Genomic DNA, 14,347 nt, shown 5'->3' with positions numbered 1-14,347 from the left:
TTTTGCTTTTTTTGTGACAAGGACTGTTCAAGAAAGGTGGTCTTGCAGGTGCGCGCACTGATTCTTTACCGCCCGGGCCTGCCCGGGTGGCTATCTGAAATGCTCAAATACCAGGGGCCGAGCAGGCTGGCTATGGAAATACTTGCCTGGCACGAGACGCTGTATTATCACGCTGTTACCACGGCGATGTACGCCGAAGCGGTGGGCCGGGCGTTGGGCCTTCAGGAGGAGGAGCTGGAATGGCTCACCCAGGCGGCTTTTTTCCACGACTGCGGAAAAATAAGCTGGCCTTTGGTACTAGCAGACAGGGAAAGGCTGGACACCGAGGACCGCAAACTCGTCAACGTTCACCCCATAGCGGGGGCGTACTACTTACGTCAGTATTGGCCGGAAGTACCGAAGCTGGTGTGCCGCATAGTGAAAGAACACCACGAGAGGTCGGATGGTTCGGGTTACCCGAACGGGCTGAGAAACGGGGAAATTCACCCCCTGTCGATGATAGTCGCAGCGGTGGAAGTCTATACGGCGCTTTTGGAACACCGGTCCTACCGGGACAGGGGCTTCATGAAGGTGGAGGCATTGGCAGAGCTGGAAAGGCAGGGCTTTCCGGAAAACGTGATCCAGGTACTGGCGGCAGTTGAGAATGATGTGACGATGGGAAAAATGTTTGGTGTGAAAAATCTGGCAGGGAAATAGGTTACCGGTACTAGTGTATTGTACTAGTATCATTGGTGTGATAATATACTAGTATAAAACACTAGTACAGGAGGAACACATGAGAAATAAGAAGGTAATGCTGTACCTGGAGGAATCCGAATACCGACGGCTGAAGGAGCTTGCCGCTCGGGAAGGCAAAAGTATGAGTTCCTTCGTGGCCGGTTTGATATGGAGTTATGACGCGCCGGCCAGGAAGGTTGCAGAGTGTATGGAGTACAGGTGTGACCGCTGTGCCAAGACGGTTTGGACTGACGCCTGGTCGGCCGTGCCGCCGGAAAAATGCCCGTACTGCAACGGTCGCCTGGTTTCTAACGGACGCTGGGGCACGGTGGTCCTGGGGCCGGTACGGTAAGCGGTACAATAATGGGGGTGGTTGCCGTAAAACGTCACGACAGGGCTCACATCGTTTTTCACCGCCGCAGGTACCTAGCGCGGCGACTGAAGTTGGCGCGTCAAATTTTCGGGATGTTCCTGCATGACTTCGCGGAATGGACCGAAAAGTACGCCGGGCGGCTGAGCAAGTGGAACCTGGTGTGCTCGTGCTGGCTGTGCCGGGACCCGAAGTACCGGGAGGGCCGTGCCAAAGAAAAGCGGCGGTGGTGGAGGGAAGTGGAGGCGGAGGTGCTTTGATTCTGTTCAAGCCCGAGCACGTGGAGCCCATCCTGTCAGGCTGCAAGACCCAGACCCGGCGGTTGGGTAAGAAAAGGTGGAAAGTCGGCTCCGTCCACCAGTGCAGGTTGAGCTACCGGATGGAGCCGTTCGCTTACGTGAGGGTGACTGCTGTCCGGCGGGAGAGGCTAGGCAACATTACGGATGATGACGCCCGGAGGGAAGGCTACCTGTCAGTGGAGGCGTACCGGGAAGCGTTCGAGAGGATATACGGCTTTTGGGACCCGGATGTTGACGTTTGGGTGGTGGATTTCGAGCTGGTCAGGCAATCCTGACCGTTTTTGCAATTTCGTCAGGGCTACTTTACATTTTGGATCCCCAATTTTGTGAAGTATAGTTAACGTTTTGGTCGTGCGGTCAGGTTACGTAGCCAGATCCTGCCATTACAAAACCGCTCTGTAGGAGTGGATATAAAACGTGGAAATTCAATCTCGGCTAAATATTTTAATGTTATTATTATTTTTGGGTTTATGGTTTACAGGCTTTTCAGGAGCTTGTCTTAAACATGAATGGAATCCCAGAAAGGTGTTCATACCGGTTTGGCTAAGTAGAATTTTGTTTCTGAAAAAGCTTGAAAGTGTTCCGTTAGAATTTTTGATTTTTCAAGCTTGGACGTATGTTTTTTCAGTTTCATCATTAATAGCTTATATATTTGATTTTGTTGGAAAAGAGATCTATGCTCTATATCTTAAAATATCGTTAGCGACTATAGCGTTTTGGGGAATATATGGTGTATTTAATTTGGTAATCTACGCCGTGAAAAAAAAGAAAAATTTAAGCATCGTGTGAAAGCAGTTGTAATTCCTAATTCTCAAGAAGGATGGTAAAAGTGTTTTTGGAGAAAAGGCAATCTTCCGAAATTCTTGTTCTCGAAAAAAAGAATAATTTTCCGACTTATGCGGTATCAGTAGGATGCTTTGTTTTTGTTGGGCCGTTGATATTGCTGTTAATTTTGATGTACTTGCTTTTCCCTGGTATTGTGCCTGTGTGGGTTGTTCTTTGGATAATTCTCTTGCCAGTGCTCTTTGTCTTGGGGTTCATCTTTACACCATCCAATTTTCGCATAGAGGCGGATCGACGGTCAAGTAAGATCAAGGTAACTTCTTGGAACTTCATACGCCGGGTCGCTATTGCGGAAGCGTCGAATCCCCTATGTTTTGGTCTCGTCTTCGCGTTTCCCGGAATACGTACGCCGGATGTTTGGTGGGTGGTTGTACAGACACCTGCAGGTATCATTCGATTGGTTATGCTTTTCGAACCGCACGCCAAGGAAATGGACGAGTGCCTGAGCAATTTCTTCGGTGTTGGAATGGGGGATAAAGAATTCGATGAACTTAATCGCAGGAAACAGATGCGAGTAAGTATCGCAATCCTCATTGCCTTAGTGGTTGTGCTAGTTATTGGAATATTAACTGGCGTGCGTACGCTTCGATAAACAGGAAAATCAGTAAGATGGAAGTTTTCATTGATAACGGCAACCGCGGGATTTTTAATCGAGTATTTCGCTGGTTTGGGTGCGATGATGACCGCAGAAAAGCAATGGTGATGGAGGAAAGCCGGGGTGAACATGCCTTGATTCTATTCAAACCCGAACACGTAGAACCTATCTTGTCGGGCCGCAAAACCCAGACCCGACGGTTAAGCGGGAAAAGGTGAAAAATCGGTTCCGTCCACCAGTGCAGGTTGAGCTACCGGGCGGAGTCGTTAGCCCACGTGTGGGTGATTGCCGTTCGGCGGGAGCGGCTGGGCAACATCCCGGAGGGGGACATCCGGAACCAAGGCTATTCCTCGGTAAAAGCGTACCGGGAGGCGTTCGAACGGGATATACAGCTTTTGGGACCCGGGTGCCGAATGTGGGTGGTGGAGTTCGAGCTGGCGAGGCAATTTTGACCATTTTGCAATTTCGTCAAGGTTACTTTAGATTTTGACCACCATTTTATGAAGTACAGTTAGCATTTTGCTTTAAAGACAGGTTATATCGCTAGTCCCCGCCGTCGCAGTACCGCCCTGATGGAACGCAGTGAGAAGACGGCTTCTGGCTTTATGGCATCGCTTCCGCGCCAGAGATTGCAGTGGTGCCGGCCGTCCTCCGTAGAGTAGATAACCAACTCCCAGAAGCCCTGACAATATTTCTGCCACGTCTGATGGCCATCGGGGAGGCTGTCGTAGACTTTCTCCCACCCGTTTTCCGTGAGAAACTTTTCTACTTTTTCAGGTACAAAGGACTGTTGTTTTTGCATGATGATCCCTCGCTTCTTTCTTCTACCATAATTAATTGGTCGTGAAGCTGGAAAATTTCATGCCTTCTCTAGTTTTTTAAGAAAAACCCTGTCGATCCAACACCGCTCGACAGGGTTTTTTCTTGACGCATTTTCCTGTAAGTGGTTCAATTGGATCTGGTGCCAAAATGGCGAAAGGGGGAAATTTTTGTTGGAACTCGGCAGGGCGATCCTACGGCTGGAGAAGGCCAGGAGGGAGCTGTTGAATATCGATCCCGGCGACAAAGAAAAACTCCTGGCGGCCAGCCGGAAGGTGGACAGGCTGGTAACGGAGTACTACCGGTTGAAATACGGCTTCAAAACAGCAGGGACGGCAGCAGGAAGATAACATTTTCCATACCAGGGCAGGAAACCCGCACCGGAAAGTAGAAAAAATCAGGAAAATACCTGCGGTGCGGGGGTGTTGTAAGATGCGCAAAACAGCCGCTTTGTTGACCTTCTTGCTAGTAATCCTGGCTTTCGCTTTCCCTGTTCTGGCCGCGCCCGCGCACAGGGTCGTGTTTGTCATCGGGCAGAAGAACTATACCGTGGACAGTCAGGAGAAGCAAATGGATGCCGCCGCTTTCGTCGAAAACGGCAGGACCTACGTCCCGGTGCGCTACCTTGCCCTGGCCCTGGGTGTACCGGAAGAAAAAATCACCTGGAGTCCTTCCGCAGGCACGGTCACCCCGATCATGGATAAGGTTGCCGTTGTTCTGGCCGTAGGCGGCAAGGTGATGTACGTAAACGATGAACCCAAACAGATGGACGTTGCCCCGGTAGTACGCAATGGCCGCACCTACCTGCCCGCCAGGTTCGTGGCTGAAGCGTTTGGCTACGAAGTGGGTTGGGACCCCGGGAGCCAGGCCGTGCTGGTGGGGCCAAAAGGAAACCTGCCGGAACCACCCCGGGCGCAAAATAGTGTCCGCGTGGTCCCGGCTGTCGTAACGTCCGTTTCCGACGGCGACACCGTGCATGTACAGCTTGACGGAAAAGACGAAAAGGTACGGTTCACTGGCGTCAACTGCCCGGAGATAGCTCACCCGGAGTTGGGGATAGAGGAACAGCCTTACGGAAAAGAAGCGGCAGCCTACACCCGGGAGAGGCTTTCCGGAAAAACCGTCTACCTGGAATATGACGTTCAGGAGCGGGACGAGTATGGGAGACTCTTGGCCTACGTCTGGCTGGAGCGGCCCTCTTCTGGTTCCGAAGAGGAAGTGCGGGCCAAGATGTTCAACGCCCGGCTTTTGTTGGATGGTTACGCCCAGGTGATGACGGTCCCGCCCAATGTCAAGTACGCGGATATGTTCGTCAAGTTCCAGCGTGAGGCCAGGAACCAGGGGAAAGGGCTATGGGGTACAACCCCTGTAGCTCCGGCTGGTAAGACTGGCGGCGGGGCGAAGTACATCGGTAACTCGAACTCCAGGAAGTTCCACCGCCCGGACTGTCAATGGGCGCAGAAGATAGCTCCACAGAACCGGGTGGAGTTCCGGAGTAGGGAAGAGGCGGTTAAGGCAGGATATGTGCCGTGCAAGGTGTGCAAACCGTGAGCAGAGCTTCCTTTTTCCCGGGTTAAAAAAAGAGACTTTCTGCAAAAGGAAGAGACATTTTGCTGGCCCAGCTTGTCGTCCTGAGGGACGGCTTTTGGGGCTTCATGTGCATCCGAAAGAGGCGGCGGTCGCGGCGTTTGTCAGTTGACAGGAGGTTTTGGCGGCTGGGCTGGCGGGTGATGCGGCATGCAGTTGTCGATCTGTTCCCGTGTCCTGTTGGACGTGTATCTCAGGTGAGGCACTTTTAGTTTTTCATCATGTCAGGCGACTTAGGCGAGGTGGATCCTTGTGCTGAAAGAACAAAAGTTCTTCAATGCACTGCGGGATGTCTTTGTCGGTGCAAAAGTCGAAGGCGAGTCAGGTTTCGTCAACCTGATGCACATCAAATCGCAGTACTACGAAAAAAGTGTTTTTCCGTGCCTTAAAGAAGACATTGATCGAGCGCTGAAGCCCTTCCCCGAGTTCCGGGAGGAGTTCTTCGACCGCCTTTACACCTTTTTCCGCCGCTACTTCAGTGAGTCCGGGTCCATCTACTTCCGCTACACGCCGCTGCACGAGCGGGTCTACGAGCAAGTCTACACTGACGACCGGGACGTGGTGCTCTTCTGGAAGACCCACATGCTCTACTATGTTAAGACTGACCGCCTTTTCCGCAACATGGAGGTGGAACTGGACGGCTTCCGCTTCTTCTTCGATGTCTCCACCCTGGAACATAAGAAGGCCACCGAGAAGCGGGACCTGGTTTACGAATTCAAGGAGCGGCGTGAAGACGGGACGTTGGTCTTTACCGTGGCCTATTCCCAAAATGGCCGCATCACCAAACTGGACGACATTCGCCGGGCAATCAAGGACGCGCTGGGGCTCAGAAGCTACACCGACGCCGTTCCGTCAGAAGACACTCTGGAACGCGCTTTCTGCCTTTTTGAACGCCAGAGTGAGGTAGATTACTTCATCAACAAGGACGCCCGCAAGTTTCTCCGGGAGCAGTTCAACCTGTGGCTATATCAGTACATTTTTGAGCCGGAGCTGCGGAAGGATGCTGAGGAGATTACCGAGCGGAAGAGCACCATATGGACAGAAACCCGCATCCGCCAGCTACAGGTCTTGAAGAAAATCGCCTACAAGATTATTGACTTCATCGCCCAGTTCGAGGACGAATTGGTCAAGATCTGGAACAAGCCCAAGTTCGTACTGGATAGCCATTATGTAATAACCTTGGATCGTATTGCAGTTCGGGAGAGCGGCGAGGCTCTGTTGGAAAAGATTCTAGCCCACCCTGGTATGGAACAGCAGGTGCAGGAGTGGCGCGACCTAGGCATGGTGGGGGAGGATTTCACGCCCGAGCATGTGTGGGAGACGGATCAGACGGGCCGACGTTTGCATCTCCGCTACCGGTATCTACCCCTGGACACCCGCTACTTCCCCGACTTGGAGTTGGCCATCCTCGGCCTCTTTGACCATCTTGACGTGGAGCTGGACGGCTGGCTTATCCATAGTGAGAATTACCAGGCCCTGAACACACTGTTGCCCAGGTTTCAGGGACGAGTGAAGTGCATTTATGTGGATCCTCCTTTTAACTTAGATGAAAACGCGGATTACGAATATGTTGTGAACTATAAGGATGCTGTGTGGTTGACTTTGCTTGAAAATAGATTTTCCTTGGCACGGCAATTTATAACACAGGATGGTAGCCTTTTCTGCCGAGTAGGTCATGATGGAAATATGCTTGTTCGGCTATTGCTGAACCAAGTTTTCGGTCCTGAAAATTACCGTAATGAGATCATTGTGCGTCGTGCAGAAGAGGCTAAGGGGGAATTAGTGAAACAGTTTAAAAATATGAAGTCTATGATGGTTAACTACGACAATTTGTACTGGTACTCCGTCGACCCTGAAACTCGCTTCCCTCACATTACTAAACCTGCCGAGAAAAAAGGCCAGTGGCATTCGTTCTGGAAAGCGGAAGACCGACCAAACTTAAGGTATGAGCTTTTAGGGGTAAGTCTGGATCGCGGACAGTGGATGTGGAGCAAAGAAAGGGCGTTGAAGGCTGTCGAGAATTATCAAAGATACCTAAAAGAGAGACTATCCGGAGAAACAATTGAACAGTATTGGAATCGAACTGGACGCAAACTCGAGTTCGTTAGAAGATTCCGTAGTACAATCCAGTACTGGATTCCACCGAGAGATTCCGTTGTGGCAGACAACAATTGGTTAGATATTCGAGGATATTCCAACAAGTGGGGCTTTAAGACGGAAAACTCGGAGGCTCTATTATACCGCATACTCTCTAATCTGACCAGTGCTGGTGATCTAGTGATGGACTTCTTTTTGGGGTCTGGAACAACAACGGCAGTATCCCACAAACTCAGAAGAAAATGGATTGGGGTCGAGGTGGGTGATCATTTTCACAATGTGATATTAAGACGGATGAAGACAGTAGCAGCAGGAGACCAATCAGGCATTTCCCAGGAGGTTAATTGGCAAGGAGGCGGATTTTTTAAATACTTCCGCCTAGAGCAATACGAGGAAACCTTACGCCGGGCCCATTACGAGGATGTCGAACCCCTCTTCATCCAGGCTGATCCCTACAGCCAATATGTCTTCATGCGCGATAAGAAGATGCTGGACAACGCCGAAACTAACGAAAAGGTGGTGGAGATCGACACCGAAAAGGACGAGATCCGGGTAGACCCAGGCAAGCTTTACGACGACATCGACCTGGCAGAGACCCTCTCCTGTGTGATCGGCAAGTGGATCCGGCGCATCCACCCAGATCCGGACAACCCCACGAAGCCCGGTGAGGTGGAGTTCGAAGACGGCGAGCGGGTGAACCTGAAGAACCCGCCGTGGAAACTGATCAAACCGCTGATCTGGTGGTGAGTCATGCGTATCCTACAAGACATCTTGAGAGATATTTCCTTTGACGACGACCTACCGTCTGCATGGAACACCTTCGACTTGGCGACCTTCTCCGGGTCCAAACGTCTTTGGGACTACCAGCAGGAGGTCTTGCAACACGCCATCAAGGCTCTCTGGAAGTATTACCAGGACTCTGCCGACTACCAGGACGGCGAGCCGCTGGAAACGAACCTGGTGCGCAAAGAGGCCTTCTGGCAGTGGTACCGCGACAACGGCCTAGAGGATAATCTGGCTATCCCCCTGGATAAGCAGAAGGGGAACATCCGTCGACTGTTAGAGGAGTACTACCCAGCGGAAGGTGGAGTTATCTCTTACCAGCACTTCATCAACCGCATGGGCTTCTGGATGGCCACGGGTAGCGGCAAAAGCCTGGTGCTGGTCAAAATGCTGGAAATCCTGTGGTACTTGATGCAGAGGGGAGAGATTCCTCCAAACGACATACTGGTACTTGCTGCGCGGGACGACCTTTTAAAGCAACTCAAGGCGCACGTGGAGGACTTCAACGCTGGCTGGGGCAACGTCTACATCCGCCTGGTGGACCTCAAGGCTTACCCTGACGTTAAGCGGAGCTATGCTTCCTTTTTCCCCGAGCAGGAACTTCTTGTCTTCACCTATCGCTCCGACAACCTGAGCGACGAACAGAAAGAGCGCATCGTTGATTTCCGCAACTATGATAACCACGGGCGCTGGTACGTGCTTCTGGACGAGGCTCATAAGGGCGACAAAGAGGAATCCAAGCGCCAGCACATCTACAGCATCCTTTCCCGCAACGGTTTTTTGTTCAACTTTTCCGCCACCTTTACCGACCCGCGGGACATCCTGACCGCGGTCTACGACTTCAACTTGGCCCGCTTCGTGAAAGCTGGGTACGGCAAGCGCATCACCATCCTTAAGCAAGAAAACCGCGCTTTCAAAGACAAGGAAGATTACACCGGTGCTGAAAAGCAGCGGGTGGTGCTCAAAGCCTTGCTTATGCTGGCCTACGTGCGCAAGGCGTATGAAACCTTGCCTCAGGGAGTGCCGTGCTACCACCGTCCCCTGCTGCTCGTGCTGGTGAACTCGGTCAACACCCAGGACGCTGACCTTAAACTCTTCTTCCGCGAACTGAAGCGGATCGGTAGAGGCGAAGTGGACGAGAGTACCTGGCAGCAGGTCCGTGAGGAACTATGGACCGAGCTGGCTGAAGGGCCGGAGTTGCTGTTTGAAGGAGAACGCTTCGCGGCAGACAAGGACCTGTTCGATGCCGTCACCCGGGGAGAACTGCTGCGGCTGGTCTACAATGCCCCGGCGTCCGGTGAGATCGAGGTTCTGCTGCGTCCTTCTGACCGCCAGCAGATGACCTTCAAGCTCAAAAGCACCGACCGCCCCTTTGCCCTGATCAAGATCGGCGACATCGCCCGTTGGTTGAAGGAAGAACTGAAGGGTTACGAAATCGTCGAAGGTTACGAGGACGAAGGCTTTTTCCATCGCTTGAACGAAGACGATTCCGAGATCAACATCCTAATGGGCTCCCGCAGTTTCTATGAAGGGTGGGACTCCAACCGCCCCAACGTCATCACCTACATCAACATCGGCATGGGCACCGAGGCTAAGAAGTTTATCCTCCAGTCAGTGGGCCGGGGCGTGCGCATCGAGTCCCTTCCCGGAGAGCGCAAGCGCCTGCAGGTTCTTTACAACGCCAGGGTTGTAGATGAAGGTCGTTTTCGCCAGTTGAAAGACTACGCCTTGCCGCTGGAGACGCTCTTCATCTTTGGTACCAATCGCAGCGTCCTGCAGACCGTTATTCAGCAACTGAACCAGGAAAAGCGCCGGGAGGCGGAACACGAACTGTCTCTTGAGGTTAACCGAGAGGCGGTGGGCGACCACCCGCTACTCATCCCGACGTACCGGGAATCGGGACACACCCTCTTGCAGTCCCATGCACCCCGCAAGTTTGAGATTGCCCAAGATGAACTGAAGCGGCTGCAGGACTACGTGGCCTATCTCGGTGATGACCGTCTCTTATTAGCCCACCATAACGCCGATCCGCAGAGCATTCGCCTGCTCCGGCAGTGCCTGGGCAACTCCGACTGGTACTTCAATACTACGGACGGACGTCGCTACGGCCGCCTGGACATCCTCCTGCCGCGCCTGTTCGCCTATTTCCGGGTGATCCCGCGAGAAGTGGAGGCACTGAAGCCGCTGGAAGACGAAATCCGTCACTTCCGGCACATCAAGGTGTTCCTCAAGGATATTGGCGAGTTGCAGGAAAAGATCAAACGGGTGCGTGAATTCCCCCACCGTAGAGCCAAACTGGAGGCAAAATACAAAGCTGGGGAATTTCCCTTTGATGAGTTTCTGAAGCAGGCAAAAGCCCTCGGAGAGGCGGAGACCTTCAACAAGGACGGCCACAGGCTGCAAATCGAGTACATTGCTCGGCACTACTACATACCAGTTCTCATCTCTGAGAGTAATAAAATCGATTACATCCGCCACGTGATCCGCCACCTCAGTGAGGTACATTTTCTTAACGAACTGGAGCGCTATCTGGGGCAAGCGGACAACGCCTTCAAGCAACTGGATTGGTGGCTTTTCAGCAAACTGGACGAAACTCTGGATGAGGTTCACATTCCCTACTACGACCCTAACAGCAATCGTATCCGACACTTCAAACCTGATTTCATCTTCTGGATGCAGAAAGGCTCAACCTACGCCATTGTCTTTGTCGACCCGAAAGGGATGCAGCAAACTGGATACCAGCACAAGGTGGATGGCTTCAAGCAGATTTTCCTGGACGAAACGGGAAAGCCAAAAACCTTCTCGTTTAACAACCTGGCGGCAAAGGTCTTCCTGCTTCTGTATACGCAGGATGCAAACCAAGCTCCTGCTGGCTACCGAGAATATTGGTTTGATACACCGGCAGCTATACCAGGTTTACTCCATGAATAGTGATCCGAAGCGCTCTGGAAGTGATCGACCGGAAGGTTCACGTTCGTCAGGCCCTTCAGGAAGGGGAGAGAAAAAACAAACACCTGAACAACGGCGCGGTCAAGAACGACCGTGCTTTTTCTTTGGAAAACAAAAACTGCGAAGGGAGCTGATATTTTGCTCATCTCAATTGACCTCGGCTACGGCTACACAAAGGCTATTTCCGAGAAAGACCGTGCTATTTTCCCTTCCGTACTGGCCCCGGCCCAGGAAAGCGGCCTGGACTATGGAAAATCCTACGGCCATATCCTGGAATACCGCAGGCCCGGTGAAATTTACAAACAAACGGTCTTCGTGGGAGAGCTGGCCCGGAAGGAAGGGCGTGCCGCCCGGGTGTCCCTCTCACGCGATAAATTTAAACAGGATGAGACTGTACTCTATGCCCTGACAGCCGCTTATCTGGTCGGGGCCGAGAAGCAGGTGAGTCTGGCAGTTGGGCTGCCCCTGGATTACTATCGCCTGCGCAAACAGGAAACTGAGGACTTCCTCCGGTCAATTAACGCCTACGTTTCTGTGGACGGCGGGCCTGAAAGGTACATCAGCTTCATGTCTGTCAAAGTTCTCCCGCAGGCAGTGGGCGCACTCTACGCTCAAACCAGGCTCCCGCAAAAAGGACTTCTGGGTGTCATAGACATCGGCTTCTGCACGACCGACTGCGTTCTGGTCGAGTGCCTGCCGGACGACGTGGTATTGCTTAAATCGTACACCCTTTCCCTGGACACAGCCGTTTCCACGGCAGTCAAATTGTTCCGGGACAAGTTTGCGGAAAAGACCGGTATCCCGCTGTCGCCCGTCGACGCCTTTGACTTCTGGGTTAAAGGAGAACGGGAAATCCCCGTACAGGGCCGTTTCGTTGATGTGGGTGCGATGATAGACTACGCCCGGCGCGAGGTCGGCAGGAGTTTGGTGCAAACGGTGTTCACCGCGTGGTCGGAAAAGGCGGACCTGCTGCACGGTGTGCTCCTCTGCGGAGGAGGCGCTCTTGAGTTCAGGGATGAAATTGTCCGCCTGTTCCCGCAGGCTGAAGTGGTTCCGGATCCCCAGTGGGCCAACGCAGTGGGGTTCTACAAGCTGGCGGGTGGTTGTATACAGCCGGAAAGCCAGAAATCACAAGGGTTGGAAGGTGAAAATGAAAGGGCAATGTTTACACCCGGTGTATACAGCGGCCAGCCCTTGAAAAATAAGGCCTGAAGGCGTAAAAATAGATGTGGGTGTATACACTTTTAGGCCGGTTTACCCGGCAGGTGTATACACTTGTGTTGTAAAATCATGCTGGAAGCCTTGTCAGCAGCGGTTTTTCGGGTGTTTACACTGCTGTATACACCGGGGTACTTTTACCGAGCTCAAACCCTTGCCGGGCGCGGCTTCCCCGGTGTAAACACTCCGGAGGTGGTAGTCCTGAAAACCAGAGTAATAAGCCTCCGCCTGCCGAAAGACCACTGGATATGGCAGGAGCGGGACAGGCAATCAGTCATCAGGGTTGCGCTGGACCTTTACCGCCAGATTAGTGACATCCGCGATAAAATAGACGGCATGAACCGCGAGATGGACGAAATTAAGAGTGCTATCAACGAAATAAAAAATAAGCTTGATAATATGGTCATTGCCGAGCGACCGGCAGCAAACGAACAGAACAACATTGGGTTGTTCGATATAGACCCGCGCCTGGCGCGGGCAAAAGACAGATTACTCGATATATAAAGGCGGTGCCTGCATGTTCGAACCCGCGTACATCCGTTTGGCGCAGGCCGTCGTGCTCCAGGCTATCAAGGATGTAATAAAACCGGTCAGGTTCAGCTCCAACGATCGTTCAGCCCGGAGTATTAAAGCCGACGCCCGGAAGTTCATCAGAAAAGCAGTATTAGAAGACGGCTATGAGCGCGGTATATTCGAGCTGGCGGGTATGGATCCCCGGCGGGTCCAGGCTTATTTGGAAGAGAGAATCAGAAAGAAATCCTGACATCCACGGCTCCAAAGTCGTGGTTTTCTTTTTTTAACGATAGGAGGTGAGTAAAGATGCAATGGTATGCGGTACAAGTAACAACAACGCACGAGAAACGTATTAAAAAGCATCTTGAAAAGCGCAAATTAAACGGCCTGGCAGGGAAAATAGGGGAAATAATCGTTCCCGAAAAGAACGGAAAACCTGTTTTCCCCGGGTACATTTTTGTCCAGGCGGACGCATGGCCAGACCATTACCTGCCGCGCACTACAATAAGGTGCAGGACTATCGGCATGGTATCCGGGGAGGAAATAAAAAGACTGGTGCAGATGGATACACCCGCTACAGTACAAAAACAAATCGTACCGAAACGGACTTTCAAAAAAGGCGACAGGGTGGTTATAACCATCGGCCCCCTTGCAGGTATCCAGGGAATAATCGAAAAAGCAGGTGCTAAAAGGAGCAGGGTAAGCTACTTTGACGGTGAGGTGAAAATTGATGCCGACAACGAACTCCTCAGAGCATATCAGGACGGCGATGAACCTGCTGGCCAGGGCATTTTATAATCTGGAGGAGGCGCTTGAGGAAGGGGAATCAGCCCGTGAACAAGTAGAAGTGCCGATAGAAGAGCAGGATGGGGCTACGGCACTAATAATCCAGGAAGATGATTTGAAAGGGGTTCTGAAGATTGTCGTCGACGGGTACCTTCCCCGCACACGCCACGCGACCAGCATGATGCGCAGGTCGTGGATCGGGAAGATCACCAGGGCGCTGCTTCCCATCGACGTGCATTTTGAAAAGGCGTTCTGTATTATAGTCATCTACGTCCCCGGTAAAGTCAACTGGGATGTTGACAACAGGTACTACAAGTTCATCATAGACGCCATCAGGTTTGCCAGGATTATAGACGACGATAACTGCCAGAGACTGTCATTTATGGTAATCGGGGGCGTGGACCCGGAGAACCCGAGGACGGAAATTTATATAGTTAACCAGCCTTTCGAGGAACACGTGTTCGTGTACAAATTACTGAAACACATTATAATAGAAGGAAAAAGTTCGGGATGATATACAAAAAAGCCTTTTTTAGCTACAAACGAAATGTATAAGAAAAAGGGGCCGTATTTGTACATATACAAATACGGCATCTTTGCTTTGAAAATCCCGGCCCGAAGGCACATCCAGAACGCCCGGGCCGGTACATAAACAAAATGGCCGAGGACGGAAAGGCAGGACAAAAGTTTAAAAAGGGGCACCCTGGCCGGTGATATCATACAAATTCGGGTGGCAGGAGTTATCGCTGCTGATAAAGGGTGCAGATTTCA

At 52.0% G+C, this 14,347-nt stretch carries 15 protein-coding genes; 14 read left to right on the top strand and 1 reads right to left on the bottom strand.

The window, feature by feature from the left end:
- The first annotated feature begins 48 nt into the window (after positions 1-48).
- The 5 genes from BUB44_RS05700 to BUB44_RS05675 all read left to right on the top strand — a co-directional run bounded on the left by BUB44_RS05700 (position 49) and on the right by BUB44_RS05675 (position 2,821).
- Complete coding sequence (locus BUB44_RS05700) at positions 49-696, top strand: HD-GYP domain-containing protein (protein ID WP_073164013.1); 648 nt, start codon at positions 49-51, stop codon at positions 694-696.
- Between the two features lie 79 nt (positions 697-775).
- Positions 776-1,069 (top strand): hypothetical protein, encoded by a 294-nt coding sequence (locus BUB44_RS05695; protein ID WP_073164010.1) that lies wholly within the window; start codon positions 776-778, stop codon positions 1,067-1,069.
- A 169-nt stretch (positions 1,070-1,238) separates the two neighbouring features.
- Positions 1,239-1,661 (top strand): ASCH domain-containing protein, encoded by a 423-nt coding sequence (locus BUB44_RS05685; RefSeq protein ID WP_165611015.1) that lies wholly within the window; start codon positions 1,239-1,241, stop codon positions 1,659-1,661.
- A 142-nt stretch (positions 1,662-1,803) separates the two neighbouring features.
- Positions 1,804-2,175, top strand: coding sequence for a hypothetical protein (locus BUB44_RS05680; RefSeq protein ID WP_073164002.1), 372 nt, complete (start codon positions 1,804-1,806; stop codon positions 2,173-2,175).
- A 40-nt stretch (positions 2,176-2,215) separates the two neighbouring features.
- Positions 2,216-2,821, top strand: coding sequence for a hypothetical protein (locus BUB44_RS05675; RefSeq protein WP_073163999.1), 606 nt, complete (start codon positions 2,216-2,218; stop codon positions 2,819-2,821).
- A gap of 538 nt (positions 2,822-3,359) precedes the next feature.
- On the opposite strand, the gene BUB44_RS05665 is transcribed toward BUB44_RS05675, so the two are convergent.
- The gene (locus BUB44_RS05665; protein ID WP_073163994.1) at positions 3,360-3,626 is read right to left on the bottom strand and encodes a hypothetical protein; all 267 of its coding nucleotides are present in this window, start codon (positions 3,624-3,626) and stop codon (positions 3,360-3,362) included.
- Positions 3,627-3,816: 190 nt separating this feature from the next.
- Between BUB44_RS05665 and BUB44_RS05660 the strand changes: the two genes are divergently transcribed.
- The 9 genes from BUB44_RS05660 to BUB44_RS05620 all read left to right on the top strand — a co-directional run bounded on the left by BUB44_RS05660 (position 3,817) and on the right by BUB44_RS05620 (position 14,090).
- Positions 3,817-3,993, top strand: a complete 177-nt coding sequence (locus tag BUB44_RS05660; protein ID WP_242655865.1) for an aspartyl-phosphate phosphatase Spo0E family protein — start codon at positions 3,817-3,819, stop codon at positions 3,991-3,993.
- 82 nt (positions 3,994-4,075) lie between these two features.
- Positions 4,076-5,194 (top strand): stalk domain-containing protein, encoded by a 1,119-nt coding sequence (locus BUB44_RS05655; protein ID WP_073163988.1) that lies wholly within the window; start codon positions 4,076-4,078, stop codon positions 5,192-5,194.
- 288 nt (positions 5,195-5,482) lie between these two features.
- The gene (locus tag BUB44_RS05650; protein ID WP_073163985.1) at positions 5,483-8,074 is read left to right on the top strand and encodes a DNA methyltransferase; all 2,592 of its coding nucleotides are present in this window, start codon (positions 5,483-5,485) and stop codon (positions 8,072-8,074) included.
- 3 nt (positions 8,075-8,077) lie between these two features.
- On the top strand, positions 8,078-11,041 hold the full coding sequence (locus tag BUB44_RS05645) for a DEAD/DEAH box helicase family protein (RefSeq protein WP_073163981.1): 2,964 nt from the start codon (positions 8,078-8,080) through the stop codon (positions 11,039-11,041).
- A gap of 156 nt (positions 11,042-11,197) precedes the next feature.
- Entirely contained in the window at positions 11,198-12,271 is a 1,074-nt protein-coding gene (locus BUB44_RS05640; protein ID WP_073163978.1) for a ParM/StbA family protein, read from the top strand.
- A gap of 111 nt (positions 12,272-12,382) precedes the next feature.
- Positions 12,383-12,781 carry a hypothetical protein gene (locus BUB44_RS05635; RefSeq protein ID WP_131821588.1) on the top strand — a complete coding sequence of 133 codons (399 nt, stop codon included), beginning with the start codon at positions 12,383-12,385 and terminating at the stop codon, positions 12,779-12,781.
- A 13-nt stretch (positions 12,782-12,794) separates the two neighbouring features.
- Positions 12,795-13,040, top strand: coding sequence for a hypothetical protein (locus BUB44_RS05630; protein ID WP_013822005.1), 246 nt, complete (start codon positions 12,795-12,797; stop codon positions 13,038-13,040).
- Positions 13,041-13,096: 56 nt separating this feature from the next.
- Positions 13,097-13,588 carry a transcription termination/antitermination protein NusG gene (gene nusG, locus BUB44_RS05625; RefSeq protein ID WP_073163972.1) on the top strand — a complete coding sequence of 164 codons (492 nt, stop codon included), beginning with the start codon at positions 13,097-13,099 and terminating at the stop codon, positions 13,586-13,588.
- A complete protein-coding gene (locus BUB44_RS05620; RefSeq protein ID WP_073163969.1) occupies positions 13,560-14,090 on the top strand; it encodes a hypothetical protein in 531 nt (176 codons plus the stop codon). Before nusG ends, BUB44_RS05620 begins: the two co-directional genes overlap by 29 nt.
- Positions 14,091-14,347 lie beyond the last annotated feature (257 nt).

The organism is Desulfofundulus australicus DSM 11792, assembly GCF_900129285.1.
Classification (GTDB): domain Bacteria; phylum Bacillota; class Desulfotomaculia; order Desulfotomaculales; family Desulfovirgulaceae; genus Desulfofundulus; species Desulfofundulus australicus.
Note: the sequence above shows the minus strand (reverse complement) of the source record. Positions and strands in the feature narration are given on the sequence as shown.

What these genes read in the sequence shown, in the direction of transcription:
- BUB44_RS05645 (WP_073163981.1), top strand. Translation starts at nt 8,078, where the DNA reads ATGCGTATCCTACAAGACATCTTGAGAGATATTTCCTTTGACGACGAC.
- BUB44_RS05630 (WP_013822005.1), top strand. Translation starts at nt 12,795, where the DNA reads ATGTTCGAACCCGCGTACATCCGTTTGGCGCAGGCCGTCGTGCTCCAG.
- BUB44_RS05620 (WP_073163969.1), top strand. Translation starts at nt 13,560, where the DNA reads ATGAACCTGCTGGCCAGGGCATTTTATAATCTGGAGGAGGCGCTTGAG.
- BUB44_RS05655 (WP_073163988.1), top strand. Translation starts at nt 4,076, where the DNA reads ATGCGCAAAACAGCCGCTTTGTTGACCTTCTTGCTAGTAATCCTGGCT.
- BUB44_RS05665 (WP_073163994.1), bottom strand. Translation starts at nt 3,626, where the DNA reads ATGCAAAAACAACAGTCCTTTGTACCTGAAAAAGTAGAAAAGTTTCTC.
- BUB44_RS05695 (WP_073164010.1), top strand. Translation starts at nt 776, where the DNA reads ATGAGAAATAAGAAGGTAATGCTGTACCTGGAGGAATCCGAATACCGA.
- nusG (WP_073163972.1), top strand. Translation starts at nt 13,097, where the DNA reads ATGCAATGGTATGCGGTACAAGTAACAACAACGCACGAGAAACGTATT.